Source organism: Pseudoalteromonas arabiensis, assembly GCF_001550155.1.
GTDB lineage: Bacteria > Pseudomonadota > Gammaproteobacteria > Enterobacterales > Alteromonadaceae > Pseudoalteromonas > Pseudoalteromonas arabiensis.
The window spans coordinates 1-13403 of record NZ_LRUF01000026.1 but is presented as its reverse complement, the minus strand read 5'-3'; the positions used below and the strand labels follow the sequence as shown (position 1 = coordinate 13403).

The 13403-nt window shown below is 42.4% G+C and carries 15 protein-coding genes, 1 rRNA gene and 1 riboswitch; of the genes, 2 read left to right on the top strand and 14 right to left on the bottom strand.

What is annotated here, in order from left to right; all coding sequences use genetic code 11:
* Positions 1–158: 158 nt before the first annotated feature.
* Together PAARA_RS17210 and yaaA are read right to left on the bottom strand one after the other, a co-directional pair.
* A complete protein-coding gene (locus tag PAARA_RS17210; RefSeq protein WP_062570236.1) occupies positions 159–1094 on the bottom strand; it encodes a mechanosensitive ion channel family protein in 936 nt (311 codons plus the stop codon).
* A 128-nt stretch (positions 1095–1222) separates the two neighbouring features.
* On the bottom strand, positions 1223–2002 hold the full coding sequence (gene yaaA, locus PAARA_RS17205; RefSeq protein ID WP_062570235.1) for a peroxide stress protein YaaA: 780 nt from the start codon (positions 2000–2002) through the stop codon (positions 1223–1225).
* A gap of 221 nt (positions 2003–2223) precedes the next feature.
* On the opposite strand from yaaA, the gene tal reads away from it, so the two are divergent.
* Positions 2224–3174 (top strand): transaldolase, encoded by a 951-nt coding sequence (tal, locus tag PAARA_RS17200; protein ID WP_062570234.1) that lies wholly within the window; start codon positions 2224–2226, stop codon positions 3172–3174.
* A 187-nt stretch (positions 3175–3361) separates the two neighbouring features.
* Positions 3362–3553, top strand: coding sequence for a DUF3545 family protein (locus tag PAARA_RS17195; protein ID WP_062570233.1), 192 nt, complete (start codon positions 3362–3364; stop codon positions 3551–3553).
* Between the two features lie 34 nt (positions 3554–3587).
* On the opposite strand, the gene ung is transcribed toward PAARA_RS17195, so the two are convergent.
* The 12 genes from ung to rrf all read right to left on the bottom strand — a co-directional run bounded on the left by ung (position 3588) and on the right by rrf (position 13403).
* The gene (gene ung, locus PAARA_RS17190) at positions 3588–4262 is read right to left on the bottom strand and encodes a uracil-DNA glycosylase (RefSeq protein ID WP_062570232.1); all 675 of its coding nucleotides are present in this window, start codon (positions 4260–4262) and stop codon (positions 3588–3590) included.
* Positions 4259–5116 (bottom strand): cobalamin-binding protein, encoded by an 858-nt coding sequence (locus tag PAARA_RS17185; protein ID WP_062570231.1) that lies wholly within the window; start codon positions 5114–5116, stop codon positions 4259–4261. Before PAARA_RS17185 ends, ung begins: the two co-directional genes overlap by 4 nt.
* 1 nt (position 5117) lies before the next feature.
* Positions 5118–5717, bottom strand: a complete 600-nt coding sequence (gene cobO / locus PAARA_RS17180) for a cob(I)yrinic acid a,c-diamide adenosyltransferase (protein WP_062570230.1) — start codon at positions 5715–5717, stop codon at positions 5118–5120.
* 9 nt (positions 5718–5726) lie between these two features.
* Positions 5727–7211 carry a cobyric acid synthase gene (locus PAARA_RS17175; RefSeq protein WP_062570229.1) on the bottom strand — a complete coding sequence of 495 codons (1485 nt, stop codon included), beginning with the start codon at positions 7209–7211 and terminating at the stop codon, positions 5727–5729.
* A complete protein-coding gene (cobU, locus tag PAARA_RS17170; RefSeq protein ID WP_062570228.1) occupies positions 7208–7738 on the bottom strand; it encodes a bifunctional adenosylcobinamide kinase/adenosylcobinamide-phosphate guanylyltransferase in 531 nt (176 codons plus the stop codon). Before cobU ends, PAARA_RS17175 begins: the two co-directional genes overlap by 4 nt.
* Entirely contained in the window at positions 7735–8541 is an 807-nt protein-coding gene (locus PAARA_RS17165; RefSeq protein ID WP_062570227.1) for an adenosylcobinamide-GDP ribazoletransferase, read from the bottom strand. The genes cobU and PAARA_RS17165 overlap by 4 nt, the downstream gene beginning before the upstream one ends.
* Position 8542: 1 nt before the next feature.
* Positions 8543–9604, bottom strand: a complete 1062-nt coding sequence (gene cobT / locus PAARA_RS17160; protein WP_062570226.1) for a nicotinate-nucleotide--dimethylbenzimidazole phosphoribosyltransferase — start codon at positions 9602–9604, stop codon at positions 8543–8545.
* A 3-nt stretch (positions 9605–9607) separates the two neighbouring features.
* Positions 9608–10597 (bottom strand): FecCD family ABC transporter permease, encoded by a 990-nt coding sequence (locus PAARA_RS17155; RefSeq protein WP_245219989.1) that lies wholly within the window; start codon positions 10595–10597, stop codon positions 9608–9610.
* On the bottom strand, positions 10590–11420 hold the full coding sequence (locus PAARA_RS17150; RefSeq protein ID WP_062570780.1) for an ABC transporter ATP-binding protein: 831 nt from the start codon (positions 11418–11420) through the stop codon (positions 10590–10592). Before PAARA_RS17150 ends, PAARA_RS17155 begins: the two co-directional genes overlap by 8 nt.
* Positions 11421–11516: 96 nt before the next feature.
* A riboswitch (adenosylcobalamin-variant (AdoCbl-variant) riboswitch) is annotated at positions 11517–11607 on the bottom strand.
* Positions 11608–11652: 45 nt separating this feature from the next.
* Entirely contained in the window at positions 11653–12270 is a 618-nt protein-coding gene (locus tag PAARA_RS17145; RefSeq protein WP_062570224.1) for a histidine phosphatase family protein, read from the bottom strand.
* A gap of 83 nt (positions 12271–12353) precedes the next feature.
* Positions 12354–12782: an FKBP-type peptidyl-prolyl cis-trans isomerase gene (locus tag PAARA_RS17140; protein ID WP_062570223.1), complete on the bottom strand. Its 429-nt coding sequence runs from the start codon at positions 12780–12782 to the stop codon at positions 12354–12356.
* Positions 12783–13288: 506 nt separating this feature from the next.
* Positions 13289–13403: ribosomal RNA gene (gene rrf, locus PAARA_RS17135) — 5S ribosomal RNA — on the bottom strand.

Genomic DNA, 13403 nt, shown 5'->3' with positions numbered 1-13403 from the left:
CTTAAAGCAGAACTTAAGAGCATTTACGTTAACACCTCCTAAAGGCAAAAGCGATTCATTTTATCTAGGCGAAAATAAACTAGAAACAAATACCATGCAACGCCCTAGCCACTCAAACACACTTCCCTGTGTAAATCACGCCGGTGAGTCAGTAAATTTTACTCATCGGTTTGCGGTGCCTCAGCGTCTTTATCTTGGTGCTTTTCGCTTATCATGGCGTTTAATTTCTCGCCGCCTTTGATACCAAAATCTAACGTGCGGATTGGGAATGGGATGGTCATGTCAGCTTCGCTCAGCGCGCTTCTGACTGCCACAACTGCCTTGTGACGAACGGTCATGAAATCTGCTTCGCCTGGGTATTTAATCCAAAACCAAACCAATAAGTTAACGCTGCTATCACCAAAACTTTCGGCGTACACAGCGGTTTCTTCTTGTTTAATGACAAAATCAAACTCATTGATTTTTTTAACTATAACTTCTGCCGCTTGCTCTGGGTCGTCAGCATACGAAATACCCACAGGCACTTCAATACGACGCACACCTAATGTACTGTAATTGCTGAGTATATTTCTAAACAGAATCTTATTAGGCACCAAGATAAGTTGCCCATAAAAGTTTTCGATAAGAGTGTTTCTAAGGTTAATCGCCTTGACGGTACCAAACACACTTTCGGTGCGAATTACATCACCTGTTTTAAATGGTTTGCGAATACCCATAGCAATACCTGCTATAAGGTTCTCTGTCATATCCTGAAAGGCAAAACCAATGGCAAGGCCAACTATACCAGCACCCGCGAGTAATGAGGTGACAGTACCTCTAAGCCCCAAGAAATCAAGGGCTACAAATAAGCCTACACATAACACGATGACTTTTACTATCGACGACATTAAATCGGCTATTTGCGAAGACTCTAGCGAGCGGCGTAATAGCTTTCTGAGCATTGAACCAACAATACGCGCCAGCAATGAAAACACGATAGTGATTATTACTGCGACAATAAAGTTTGGAATATGGCTTATGATGATATCAACCCAGCCACCGAGTTTTTCTTCTATCAGCTTTTCAGCTTCACTTACTGACGGAATTTTTAACATTTTTATACCTTGTTGAATTAATTGCTCAACAAAGTATTTAGCAAAATGAACGCCATTTCTAATTTAGTATATTAAAACCATAAAAAAGCCGTGCTTAGCACGGCTCTTCTAATTCATTTTACTAAAAATTAGTTCTGCTCTTCGCGTAAGAAAACGGGCTCTAATTCTTTTGCTGTTGCATCGCTGCTGAAGTAATAACCTGCAACGGTGAAATCTTTTAAATCACTCAATTGGGTAACTTTATTTTCAATGATGTAACGCGCCATCATGCCGCGGGCCTTTTTCGCATAAAAGCTGATCACTTTATATTGGCCGTTTTTACAGTCCTTAAAGTGTGGCGTGATAATTTGTGCATTTAAGGCTTTTTTATCAACCGCTTTAAAATACTCATTAGAAGCAAGATTAACTAAATACTTGCTATCTTGCTCAGCAAGCACAGTATTAAGCTTTTCGGCAATCACGCTGCCCCAAAATTCATAGAGGTTTTTACCACGTGGATTTTCAAGCTTGGTGCCCATCTCAAGGCGATAAGCTTGCATTAAATCAAGTGGCTTCAGCACACCGTAAAGACCAGACAAAATACGTAAGTGAGATTGTGCATAATCTAGCTCTGAACTCGTCAATGTTGCTGCATCTAAACCACCATACACATCACCATTAAAAGCCAGCACCGCTTGTTTTGCGTTATCGGTAGTAAAGGGCTGTGACCACTCTGCGAATCGTGCTGCGTTTAAACCAGCTAGTTTATCGCTGATTTTCATCAAGCTACCAATTTGCGCAGGTGTTAAATCACGGCAAACTGACATTAACTCTTCGCTGTGCTCGAGTAATTCAGGTTGAGTGAATTTATCGGTCGTGGCTGGTGTTTCGTAATCTAAATTTTTTGCTGGTGAAATAACAGTGATCATAGTTAGCTATTGACTTGTAATTTGTTTGATGTCAATTTCAACATTAATTGAATCAAAATGCACGTTTTGTTTCATCCTGCCTTGATACACTGCATTTTTACACCTAATGCCTTGGTTTTCTAAATTAAGGACATATAACCTATTAAACACTGTCATAGTGTTGCAGTATTAAGGCCGCTATAATGGATTTTCTTTTAACTTGCTTGGAATGAGGAAAGCAAATGACTTCAGCACTACAAAGGCTTAAACAGCATTCATCTATTGTTGCAGATACAGGTGATATCGAAGCTATCAAAAAGCACCAACCAGAAGATGCAACAACAAACCCATCTTTACTTTTAAAAGCCAGTGAAATTGAAGCGTATAAGCCTTATTTAGATAAAGCGTGGCAATACGCTAAAGAGACCGAGCAAGATGCAGCTAAACAACTTGAGTTAGCATGTGATTACTTCGCTGTATTAATCGGTAAAGAAATTAGCGAAATCGTACCGGGCTATATCTCAACAGAAGTAGACGCTCGTTTATCATTTGATACCCAAGCGACTATCGACAAAGCTCACACTTTACTGAGCCTTTACGAAAAAGAAGGCGTGAGCAAAGATAAAATTCTAATCAAAGTTGCATCAACGTGGGAAGGTATCAAAGCCGCAGAACAGCTTGAAAAAGAAGGCACTAAGTGTAACTTAACGCTGTTATTCTCTGAAGCACAAGCCCGCGCATGTGCCGATGCAAATGTATTTTTAATTTCACCATTCGTTGGCCGTATTCTAGATTGGCACGTTGCTAATGGCATGGAAAAACCAACTGATCCGCTAAACGATCCTGGTGTGCAATCAGTACGTAGTATTTACGAATTCTACAAACGCCACGGTTACAAAACGGTTGTTATGGGCGCAAGCTTCCGTAACACAGGCGAGATCATCGCGCTTACAGGCTGTGATAAGTTAACGATTAGCCCTGCTCTTTTAGAAGAGTTAGGCCAATTAACTGATGCACAAGAGTACTTACTAGAGAGCGACTTTACTGTTGAAGAAAAACCAGCACCGCTAACTGAAAGCCAGTTCCGTTGGTTACACAACCAAGATGCTATGGCAACAGAGAAACTAGCTGAAGGTATCCGCTCGTTCGCTCAAGCTCAAATTGAATTAGAAGCTCGCTTTAAAGCGATGTAATTTGCACAACAGCATTTTTTTGAAACGCCACCGCTCGGTGGCGTTTTTGTTTCTAAAATAACTAAATCATTGATCTATTCATCTATCAATCACAGTTCTGTAACAGTATTGTCACTTTTTTATTCTATTTTTAAGCAGCCTGTGGTATAGGTATTTCCGAGGTTCAAAAAATCAATAGGAGAAGTTCATGGATAGCCTAGACGATATTTTAGAAATATTAGAAGGTCCTAATAAAACAAGAAAGACCTCTACAAAAAATAAAAAGAGAAAATGGCGTGAAATCGAAGCGTTAAAAGATAAGCATAGATTACGCAAAGAACTACAGGAGTTAGACTACTTTACAGACAGTATTGCTATTGATGAGCTAGACTTTTTGTAAATTCAAAGGCCCAATTGGGCCTTTTGCATTTCTGTTATAGAATTTGTGGTAAAGACCAATTTACTGGCGTTTTATTTTGATCGCTAAGTAGCTGGTTTGCTTTTGAAAAGTGCTGACAACCAAAAAAGCCACGGTGAGCAGAAAGCGGTGATGGATGCGGACCTTGAATCACATGATGACGCGAGGTATCAATATGTTTACCTTTTTTCTGAGCATGTGCGCCCCATAATATAAACACCACCCCCTCACAATGCTGATTGATAAACGCAATCACTGCATCGGTAAATTGCTCCCAGCCAAGGTGCTTATGAGAATGAGCCTGCCCTTGCTCGACCGTCAGTACGGTGTTAAGTAAAAACACACCTTGCTCGGCCCAACTTTGCAAATAGCCATGGTGAGGTACTTCAAAACCATCAATATCGGTTGCCAACTCTTTATACATATTTTTCAAAGAGGGAGGTAACTTTTTAACTTCAGGCAATACAGAAAAGCACAAACCATGGGCTTGGCCTTCTCCGTGGTAAGGATCTTGCCCTAAAATAACCACTTTGATTTCACTTAATGGTGTGGCATCAAAAGCTGAAAATACCTGTTCATCTTTTGGATAAACGCTAACGCCTGCTGCACGTCTATCTGCCACATATTGCAAGGTTTCTTGCATGTAGGGTTTAGCAAGCTCGGTATCTAGAAGTGTTTGCCAATCGTTCATTTTGAAGCCTGTATTTGCTGACGAGAAACGTCTATTTTACCACACATATCAGTCAAACCATCAAGCATGCGGGTTGTAAAGCGGTGCAATAAATCTGCATTCACACTAATAAACTGGTTATGCTGCACCGCTGGCATTTCTGCCCATTGTCGCCAATCAATTTTAGGCTGAGGCTTTTTCGATTTTTCATCTGGGATAATGATGACTTCTGGCTCTGCTACCAATACATTTTCAATACTAATGCGCGGGTAGTCTGTATCGCTATTAGCAAACACATTATCCGCATGACAAATGGTTAATAGCTGATTGATCCAAGTATTTCCGCCAACTGTCATCATCGGCTCTGGCCATAATTGATAAAACACCGAAACGGTCGTTTTACCCTCTTGGGCTGCACGAATAGCACTCAGCTTAGCTTCAAACTCTTTAGCCACTTTATTTGCCTTTGTTTGCAAATGCGTAAGCGTGCCTAGTTTACGTAGTTCATCAGCAACATTATCAACCTGATTTGGGTTGCTGTACGCTACCGGAATGCCTAATTTTTCAATGTAAGCAAGATCGTCGGCTTTGTTGCCCGTTTTCCAAGCCAAAACAAGGTCTGGTTTTAACGACAACAGTTTTTCCATGTTGATGCCGTAATAACCGCCTACCCGTTCGATATCATTCGCTTGCTGAGGGAAGTCTGCATAATCAACGGTACCAACAATGCGCTCTCCTGCACCAATCGCAAATAGGTTTTCAACGATATGCGGTGCTAAAGCAACAATACGCTGAGGCTGTTTTATTTCATGAGCCTGAGCCAATGCTGGTAAATAAAATAAAACACCTAAGAGTGCAAACTTGATGGCCTTCATGTTAATAATCGAACCCTTTTTGCGCTTTTATTCCTGCATCAAAAGCGTGTTTTACATTTTTGACTTCACTGACTGTATCAGCTAAGTCGGTCAATTTTCGGTGCGCTCCACGCCCAGTAATAATCACCGATTGCATAGCAGGGCGAGAGCCAATTGCCTCTAGCACTTCATCTAAATCAATATAGCCGTAGGTGATCATGTAGGTTATTTCGTCTAGCATAACGAGGTTAATCGAGTCATCCTTCAGCATTCTTTTTGCTTCTTGCCATGTCACCTGCGCAGCAGCGGTATCTGACTCTTTGTTTTGTGTTTCCCAAGTAAAACCGGTGTTCATAATAACAAATTCAACCCCTGCTTTTTCCAATAGGTTACGCTCACCGCACTCCCAAGTCCCTTTAATAAACTGACACACAGCCGCTTTCATTCCGTGACCAACCGCACGTGCAACAGTACCAAACCCAGAAGTCGATTTACCCTTGCCATTGCCAGTTATAACCTGAAAAATACCCTGTTCTTTTTGTGCAGCAGCAATCCGTTCGTCGACTTTTTCTTTAACTTTTTGCTGGCGTTGTTGGTGCTTATCTTGATTCTGTTCGCTCATTATTGTTCCTTATGCCTCTAAATTGAAATTCTCATAAATATTGATGATTTGTTCAATATCGAGATTCTCTGCTACCACGTTTGCTAAACGGCTTAACTGCTGTTCACGGTTTAAATTAATATCAATGGGATTTATTTGGCTATTTGGTGCAAGCCAAGTTATTAGCTCAGATACGCCCTCAGGGGTATCGAACAAGCCATGTAAGTAAGTACCTGCTATTTGGTTATCATTACTAATAAAGCCATCTACTTTGAATCCACTTGGGTGATTATTAAAACTCAAAAATGGCTTTTCAAATGCCGGCCCTTGGCTTATCCCTGCGTGAATTTCATAACCTGAAATTGCTTTATTGCTATTGTTTAAATGAAGAGTGCCAGAGACTTGGCTTAGTACTTTTTGTTGCCCTAATTGGGTTTCAAAGTCAGCAAGCCTTAGTCCTTCTGCGCTACCTAAATTAGATTCAACAGCATGTGGATCAGCAAGGTAGTTACCTAACATCTGCAGCCCACCACATACTCCGAGCACTTTGCCACCATAGCGTAGATGACGTGTTATTTGTTTATGCCAACCTTCATTTTTTAAAAACGCTAAGTCGCTAAGTACATTTTTACTACCCGGAATAATAATCAGATCAACACTTGGAATAGCCTGAGTATGACGTACATACTGTAAATCGATTTCGGGTTGTAATCGCAAAGCATCAAAATCTGTGTGATTACTAATATGAGGGAGTAACGGCACTGCTATGCGTAATTGCGGTTTATCGACCTGATTAGTTATAGCAACGGCATCTTCAGCATCTAGTGCTAAGTCATGTAAATAAGGTAACACCCCAAGCACTGGCTTATTGGTGTATTGCTCTAACCAATCAAGGCCACCTTGCAATAACGCAATATCACCCCGAAAACGATTAATCACAAAGCCTTTTACTCGCGCTTGCTCTGATTCTGATAATAACGCTAATGTACCGACTAAATGGGCAAACACACCACCTTTGTCGATATCGGCAATAATGATCACTGGGCAATCTACCGCCTCGGCGTAGCCCATATTGGCAATATCATTTTCACGCAGATTAATTTCTGCAGGGCTCCCTGCTCCTTCAACAATAAGTAATTCAAAACGCTCACTTAAGCGCTGCTGCGAAGTAAGAACCGCATCCATCGCCACTTTTTTGTAGTCATGATAACTGCCCGCTTCCATATTCGACAGCGCTTTACCATGAACAATGACCTGCGCCCCGGTATCGCTGTTAGGTTTTAATAAGATAGGGTTAAAATCGACTTCTGCGGGCACTTTTGCTGCTATAGCTTGTAGAGCTTGTGCTCGACCTATCTCGCCACCATCGGCGGTTACAGCGCTATTTAATGCCATATTTTGTGGCTTAAGGGGCGCAACCTTAACGCCTCGCTCAGCAAAGATTCGGCAAAGTGCTGCGACAAGAGTACTTTTACCTGCATCTGAGGTCGTGCCTTGCACCATTATTGTTTTCATGATTTTTCACTTTTTAAGGTTTGTGCAAGGCCTGCAATCACAAACTCAACACGTGTAACTTGCTGTGCTAAGGCTTGATGCAACCAGCCAGAATGATCAACAAACTGACGACTTAATTCACCGAGCGGCACAATACCATGACCTACTTCGTTACTAACAAAAATCACTTCACCAAGCAATTTTGCTTGCACATCAAGTAAGGCCGCTTTTTGCTCAAGCCAAAATGTTTCACCATGCTGGCATAAGCAATTACTCAACCACAGGGTTAAACAGTCCACTAAAATACAGTTTTCAGCTTGGCTATACTGTTGTAATGCTTTGGCTAAATACAAAGGCTCTTCAACAAGTTGCCAATGCTTAGCACGCTCTGCTTGATGCCTATTAATTCGGGCTGTCATTTCTTCATCACCTGCATTTGCTGTGGCAATGTAGATAAGCGGCTTGTTTGAATTTATTGCCTGCTGCTCAGCAAAACGGCTTTTACCGCTGCGCGCACCACCTAAAATTAAAGTATGTTGTTGGCTCATAATAAACTCACCAAGTAAAGGTAGGTAGCAAGCTCTGACACTTGCTGGGCTGCTCCTAAGCAATCACCGGTATAGCCAGATAACTGTTTTTCAAACCAGCGCTTTAATAGTAAACGAGTAACAAAAAGCACACTGACGAGTATTAATATTTGCCCTAGGGTGTAGCCAAAAAACAACCATGCAATTGCTAACACCGCACCGCCCGTTGCTAGCAGTATTTGATAACTTTGCGTGCTTAAATGCATCGCTATTGGTTTTACTTTAGATGTGGCGTCCTGACTTACATAGTCCATGTCTGCAATTAAACTTGTTGCGACAACACGGCTTAAGCTTTGCCCTAAAACAAGTGCAATAATCAGAGTACTGGTTACTTCACTAAGTGCGACGAGTGTTTGGTACTTAATTAATAAGGCCATCATTAACGCCGCAGCACCATAGGTACCTAAGCGACTATCTTTCATAATGCTCAGCTTATCTGCAACTTGCCAACCGCCACCAAAGCCATCCCACACATCAGCTAGACCATCTTCATGAAAGGCCCCTGTGATTACCAAGCTAAACGCCATAACTAACGCGACTGCAATGGCTACAGGGAATAACCAACTTAGCAGTAAAAAGCTCAGCGCTAAAAGTACACCTAATAACACTCCAACTAATGCAAAATAACGGCTGGCCTGATTGAGTGCCGTGCTCGATACCTCAAAGTTTAATTTAACGGGGATACGCGTTAGAAAACTAAGCGCCAGCAAAAATAACTGAAGCTGGCTTGGGGTCGTGTTTGAAGTGTGATGTTCAACGCTCATATCAAACTACTTGCTTAACATTAGCATCGGCAAAACTTGCCATGTCATTGTAAAACGCCAAAGATGCTTGCAGTAAAGGTAAGGCAAGCGCAGCCCCAGTGCCCTCTCCTAAACGTAAATCGAGCTGTAATAAAGGTGATGCATGCAAGGCATTGAGCATTATTTTGTGTCCTTGCTCATCAGAGACATGGGCAAATAACATGTAATCACGAGCGTTTGCATTAATACGAGTTGCAACAAGCGCCCCTGCGGTACAAATAAAGCCATCAACGATCACAGCCATACCAAGCTCAGCAGCAGCTAAAATGGCACCGGTGATCTGTACAATTTCAAACCCACCTAATGCCGCTAGCGTCATTAAAGGGTCGTCAAAATGGGCTTGATGTAATTGAAGGGCTAGCTCAACAACCTTGATTTTTTTAGCAATAACCTCGTCACTCACACCAGTGCCTTTACCAACACATTGGCTGGCAGGTAAAGACAACAAAGCAGCCATTAGTGCTGCAGCACTTGTGGTATTGCCAATGCCCATCTCACCAAAGGCGATGGTATTGCAGCCTTGCTCATAGAGTGAATGAACTCGCTGCTTGGCTAATTCAAACCCTTTTTCAACCTGATTAAGTGACATAGCCATTTCAGTATGCAGTGGTGCAGTGATTTCACCTAAACGCTGGTTATGCACACTTTTATCGTGTGCCGTAGTGAGTGTTCCAGCATCAACAACTTCTAGCTGCCAGCCAAGCTGGCGACAAAAAACATTGATCGCTGCACCTCCTGCTGCAAAGTTTGCCACCATTTGTGATGTAACACTGCTAGGAGCAATTGACACCCCTTGGCTTGCCACACCATGGTCGCCTGCAAATACAACCAAAGAGGGGGTTGAAATAACCGGTTTAAAGGCAACTAGTGCCTGCTCACTATCAAGCTGCTTTGAAAAAATAAGCGTTAATTGTTTAGCACAATTCTCAAGCTGACCTAAGGCACCAAGCGGCTTTGTTTTAAGGTCTATTTTTTGTTGAATAACAGCTGAAAATTGTTGGTTAATTGGCATGATATTAAACATCAGCTACCTGCTCTGTTTACGAAAGTAAAGTAAAAATAAAAAGAACACGCTACCGATAGCTGCGGTGATCACACCAACGGGTAGTTCTTGGGTATTCAATAGGGTTCGGCATAACACATCTACCCACACCATAAAAATACCACCGACCAAGGATGTCATAACTAAGTTATGGCTGCTGCCTTGCGGTGAAAAGTAGCGCACAATATGTGGGATCATCAGGCCGACAAAACCAACGCCCCCACACATGGCAACAAGCACTGCTGTAATTAATGAGCTTAGCAGCAGCATCATGATTCGAAAGCGCTGTACATGAATCCCCAAGGTCGCAGCACTTTCATCACCAAGCAGCATTGCATTGAGCTGACGACGAAATGCAATCATCAGCGTCATGCAGGCAATAATAACGGCAAATGGCAACCAAAGAGTGTCCCACTGGGCACGAGAAAAACTGCCCATAGTCCAAAACAAAATAGCGGTTATGGCTTGAGGATCGCTAAAATAAAGCAGCAGACTAGTCAGAGCACTAAATAAAAAAGATAGAGCAACACCAGCAAGTAACATGGCTTCAACTTGGCCAACATGGCGACGCCCTGCAATAGCAATAAGCAACAGCATAGAAAGTAAGCTTCCGGCAAATGCTGCAACTGACATACTAAAGCCAAAACTCACACCTGTTAGGGCTATAAAGCACACCACACCAAATGAAGCCCCGGAAGAAATACCAAACAAGTAAGGATCAGCAAGTGGGTTTCGGGTTACGGTCTGCAAAATTAATCCCGCGAGAGCAAGTCCAGATCCCGCTAAAAATGCCAGCACTGTTCTTGGCATACGCAACTGCCAAATAATGCGCTGCACAAATTCATCGCTACCTTGGCTAAACAAGCCATTGAAAACCTCACTCAGCGGTGTATTTGCAGCACCAAAGCTCAGTGCTAAAAAGCAACTAATAACTCCAACGACAACACATATACTTAAACGCATTGTATCAGTCATGTTGATGCTCCTGTGTCTGATAACCATAGAAATAAGTTATATGCGGAATAAACTTTTCAGTGCTTGATTGCGGATGAGCAGATACCGCTGCACAGACGTCAAATACATCGCTCAACAGCTGCTCTGTTAGCACCGCTTTTGGTTGCCCCTGACAAACCAAGCGACCTTCATCAATCACCAGTAGCTCATCACATAAACTCGCTGCGAGATTTAGATCATGGAAAGAGGCAAGCACAGTTACATCGAGGGACTTCGCTAATTCCATAATTTGAATTTGGTATTTAACATCAAGATGGCTAGTTGGCTCATCCATGATGAGCAACTTAGGCTGCTGTACAATAGAGCGTGCAATGAGCGCTCTTTGCTTTTCGCCGCCTGAAAGCGAATCAAATGCTTGTTCACTATGATGAGATAAACCAACCTGCTCTATCGCTTGATATATTCGTTGCTTATCATTGGCAGACGTACCGCTAAAAAGTCGCTTATGAGGTGTTAAGCCTAAACTCACCACATCGAATAAAGACAAATTAAACTGCGATGGTGATTCTTGTAAAACCACAGCAACCTGCTTTGCATACTCATCAGCACTGATTTGCCAGATATCTTGACCGCTTAGCAGCACAGCTCCTTGCTGAGGTTTCAAGTAACGATAAAGACAACGCAGCAGGCTTGATTTACCAGCCCCATTAGGGCCGAGTAAACCTATAAACTGCCCTGCCTTTAACTCAAGGTTAATTGATTCAAGTATGGTTTTATTCGCAGTACCCCAACTTAAATCAGACACTGATATCAATGGCGCAGCGCTAAGGCTATTTTGTTGCAAGCTTTTTCTCTCTTGGCGAGTAAGCACAACGCACAAGAAAGTACTGCTAAGTACCAGAAAATGACGTGAGTTGACCCGCTCGATGATTAATTGTTAGTACTAAGTATCTGGCTGACCATATATTTATATGGATTACAGTTGCGGGAACAGCTGGAGAATTTCACTCCATTCCATAGCATATGAGTATTATGGCGGGCTAAGTAAATAATTCAATGAATATCGCTCTAGATGGCTAAAAAACAATTTTTGGCCAAGCTTGCCCTTGTTCATCTATATATACATCGAGTGTAATTAGCCCTGCATAAGGGAGATGGAAAACATTTAAATGCGTAGCTGATTGTTTTGGCATCAGGCAAACAATAGCAAGGATTTGTTTAATCACACCTGCGTGACTAATTACCAATGACTGTTCATGCTTAGATTCGCACAATGATTGTAAAAACGTTTGCCACCATGCCTCTACTCGTGCATAAAAGTCTGCCATAGACTCACCATTAGGTACTTTTACTTGCCAAGGATGCTGCCAAAAATCACCGATATGAGGTTTACTAGTTTGCTGCCAAAGTTGCTGATAGTCTTGGCCGTCCCAATCACCGAAATTAAACTCTTTCAGCGCGTTATTGTACTGTACATTCAAGTTATGTTGGTTGGCTAAATAATCTGCATGGACTGAGCAACGTTTTAGCGGTGAGCTATATATGGCATTTAAATTTATAAGCTCAGCAGAGGCTTGGCGCATTTGTTCAAGGCCTTGCTCAGATAAAACAATATCGATTTGCCCAGCAAGAATGCCTAGCGTAGCTATCTCGCCATGGCGAAGAAAGTAAACTCGTGAAGTAAATGCGTCCATAATATTCCTCAGTAACCAATAGTCAACGTTAACGCGTTTTAAATACACTGTCGACTTATGCTAAGGAACTCATGCGAAGAGAGTTAAGCTAAACGCATTAATCGAACATCAAAATGCAGCACTGCGTTTGCGCCAATCTTGCCACCGTTACCTTTTTTACCCCAAGCAAGCTCTGGGGGGACCACAAATTCATAGCGAGAACCAATATTCATTAGCAACAAGCCTTCTTTTAATCCTTCAATTGCTTCAGATAAAGCGAACACCTCTGGCATACCCGCTTTGTAACTATCGGCAATCACACTGCCATCAGCAAGCATAATGCGCTGATTAATCACCACAGTATCAAACTCCGTTATGCGCTCCCCCTCAACATCATCAATCACTTTATACATTAAACCCGATGGGCACTGATGCGTATCTGGATGAGATGAGAACTTAACGATGAATGCTTCACTATTTTTACGGTTTAAACCTGAGGAGCCTTTTGACTTAGTAGTTTTCTTACGAGACACAGCAAACCTAAATTGTATTACAAATATAAACGCTTTATCGCATAACAACGTAACTGAAGCAAGTGGAGGTGTGAAGAATGAGCAGGGCAAGTGCTGAGAGACTCAGCACCTAACACCCACACAGGTCAGCTGACACTTAATGTCTCTGTGTTTCGGCTGATAGCCTGCGGCTAAAAGTCTATCACGCGATGTAAAATCGCGACGACACACGTGTTGGGGCGAGCTTATCGCGTAGCAGCGGGTTTATTCCGTGTCATGGGGTGTCTATTCGCGGGTGGCGCGCGATGTAAAAGCGCGCCACACACGAAAAAACCCGTTGCATTACTGCAACGGGTTTCTCTAATTAGGAGCCATGGTGCGCTACGCAGTAGGATGTCCTACTTTCACATGGCAAATGCCACACTATGCCTACAAGGATAGAAGTAGTAGGGTCTTGGTTGGGTGTTTTATTTTTCTACAGGCAACAAAAAACCCGACTCTTTCGAATCGGGTTTCTCTAATTAGGAGCCTGGCGATGTCCTACTTTCACATGGCAAATGCCACACTATCATCGGCGCTGTTTCGTTTCACTACTGAGTTCGGCATGGGGTCAGGTGGGTCCAAAACGCTATTGTCACCAAG

Excerpts from the sequence above, each read along its gene's own strand:
- PAARA_RS17185 (WP_062570231.1), bottom strand. The coding sequence starts at position 5,116 with ATGAAGGCCATCAAGTTTGCACTCTTAGGTGTTTTATTTTATTTACCA.
- yaaA (WP_062570235.1), bottom strand. The coding sequence starts at position 2,002 with ATGATCACTGTTATTTCACCAGCAAAAAATTTAGATTACGAAACACCA.
- PAARA_RS17155 (WP_245219989.1), bottom strand. The coding sequence starts at position 10,597 with ATGACTGATACAATGCGTTTAAGTATATGTGTTGTCGTTGGAGTTATT.
- PAARA_RS17175 (WP_062570229.1), bottom strand. The coding sequence starts at position 7,211 with ATGAAAACAATAATGGTGCAAGGCACGACCTCAGATGCAGGTAAAAGT.
- PAARA_RS17210 (WP_062570236.1), bottom strand. The coding sequence starts at position 1,094 with ATGTTAAAAATTCCGTCAGTAAGTGAAGCTGAAAAGCTGATAGAAGAA.
- ung (WP_062570232.1), bottom strand. The coding sequence starts at position 4,262 with ATGAACGATTGGCAAACACTTCTAGATACCGAGCTTGCTAAACCCTAC.
- cobT (WP_062570226.1), bottom strand. The coding sequence starts at position 9,604 with ATGTTTAATATCATGCCAATTAACCAACAATTTTCAGCTGTTATTCAA.
- tal (WP_062570234.1), top strand. The coding sequence starts at position 2,224 with ATGACTTCAGCACTACAAAGGCTTAAACAGCATTCATCTATTGTTGCA.
- cobU (WP_062570228.1), bottom strand. The coding sequence starts at position 7,738 with ATGAGCCAACAACATACTTTAATTTTAGGTGGTGCGCGCAGCGGTAAA.
- cobO (WP_062570230.1), bottom strand. The coding sequence starts at position 5,717 with ATGAGCGAACAGAATCAAGATAAGCACCAACAACGCCAGCAAAAAGTT.
- PAARA_RS17145 (WP_062570224.1), bottom strand. The coding sequence starts at position 12,270 with ATGGACGCATTTACTTCACGAGTTTACTTTCTTCGCCATGGCGAGATA.
- PAARA_RS17165 (WP_062570227.1), bottom strand. The coding sequence starts at position 8,541 with ATGAGCGTTGAACATCACACTTCAAACACGACCCCAAGCCAGCTTCAG.
- PAARA_RS17195 (WP_062570233.1), top strand. The coding sequence starts at position 3,362 with ATGGATAGCCTAGACGATATTTTAGAAATATTAGAAGGTCCTAATAAA.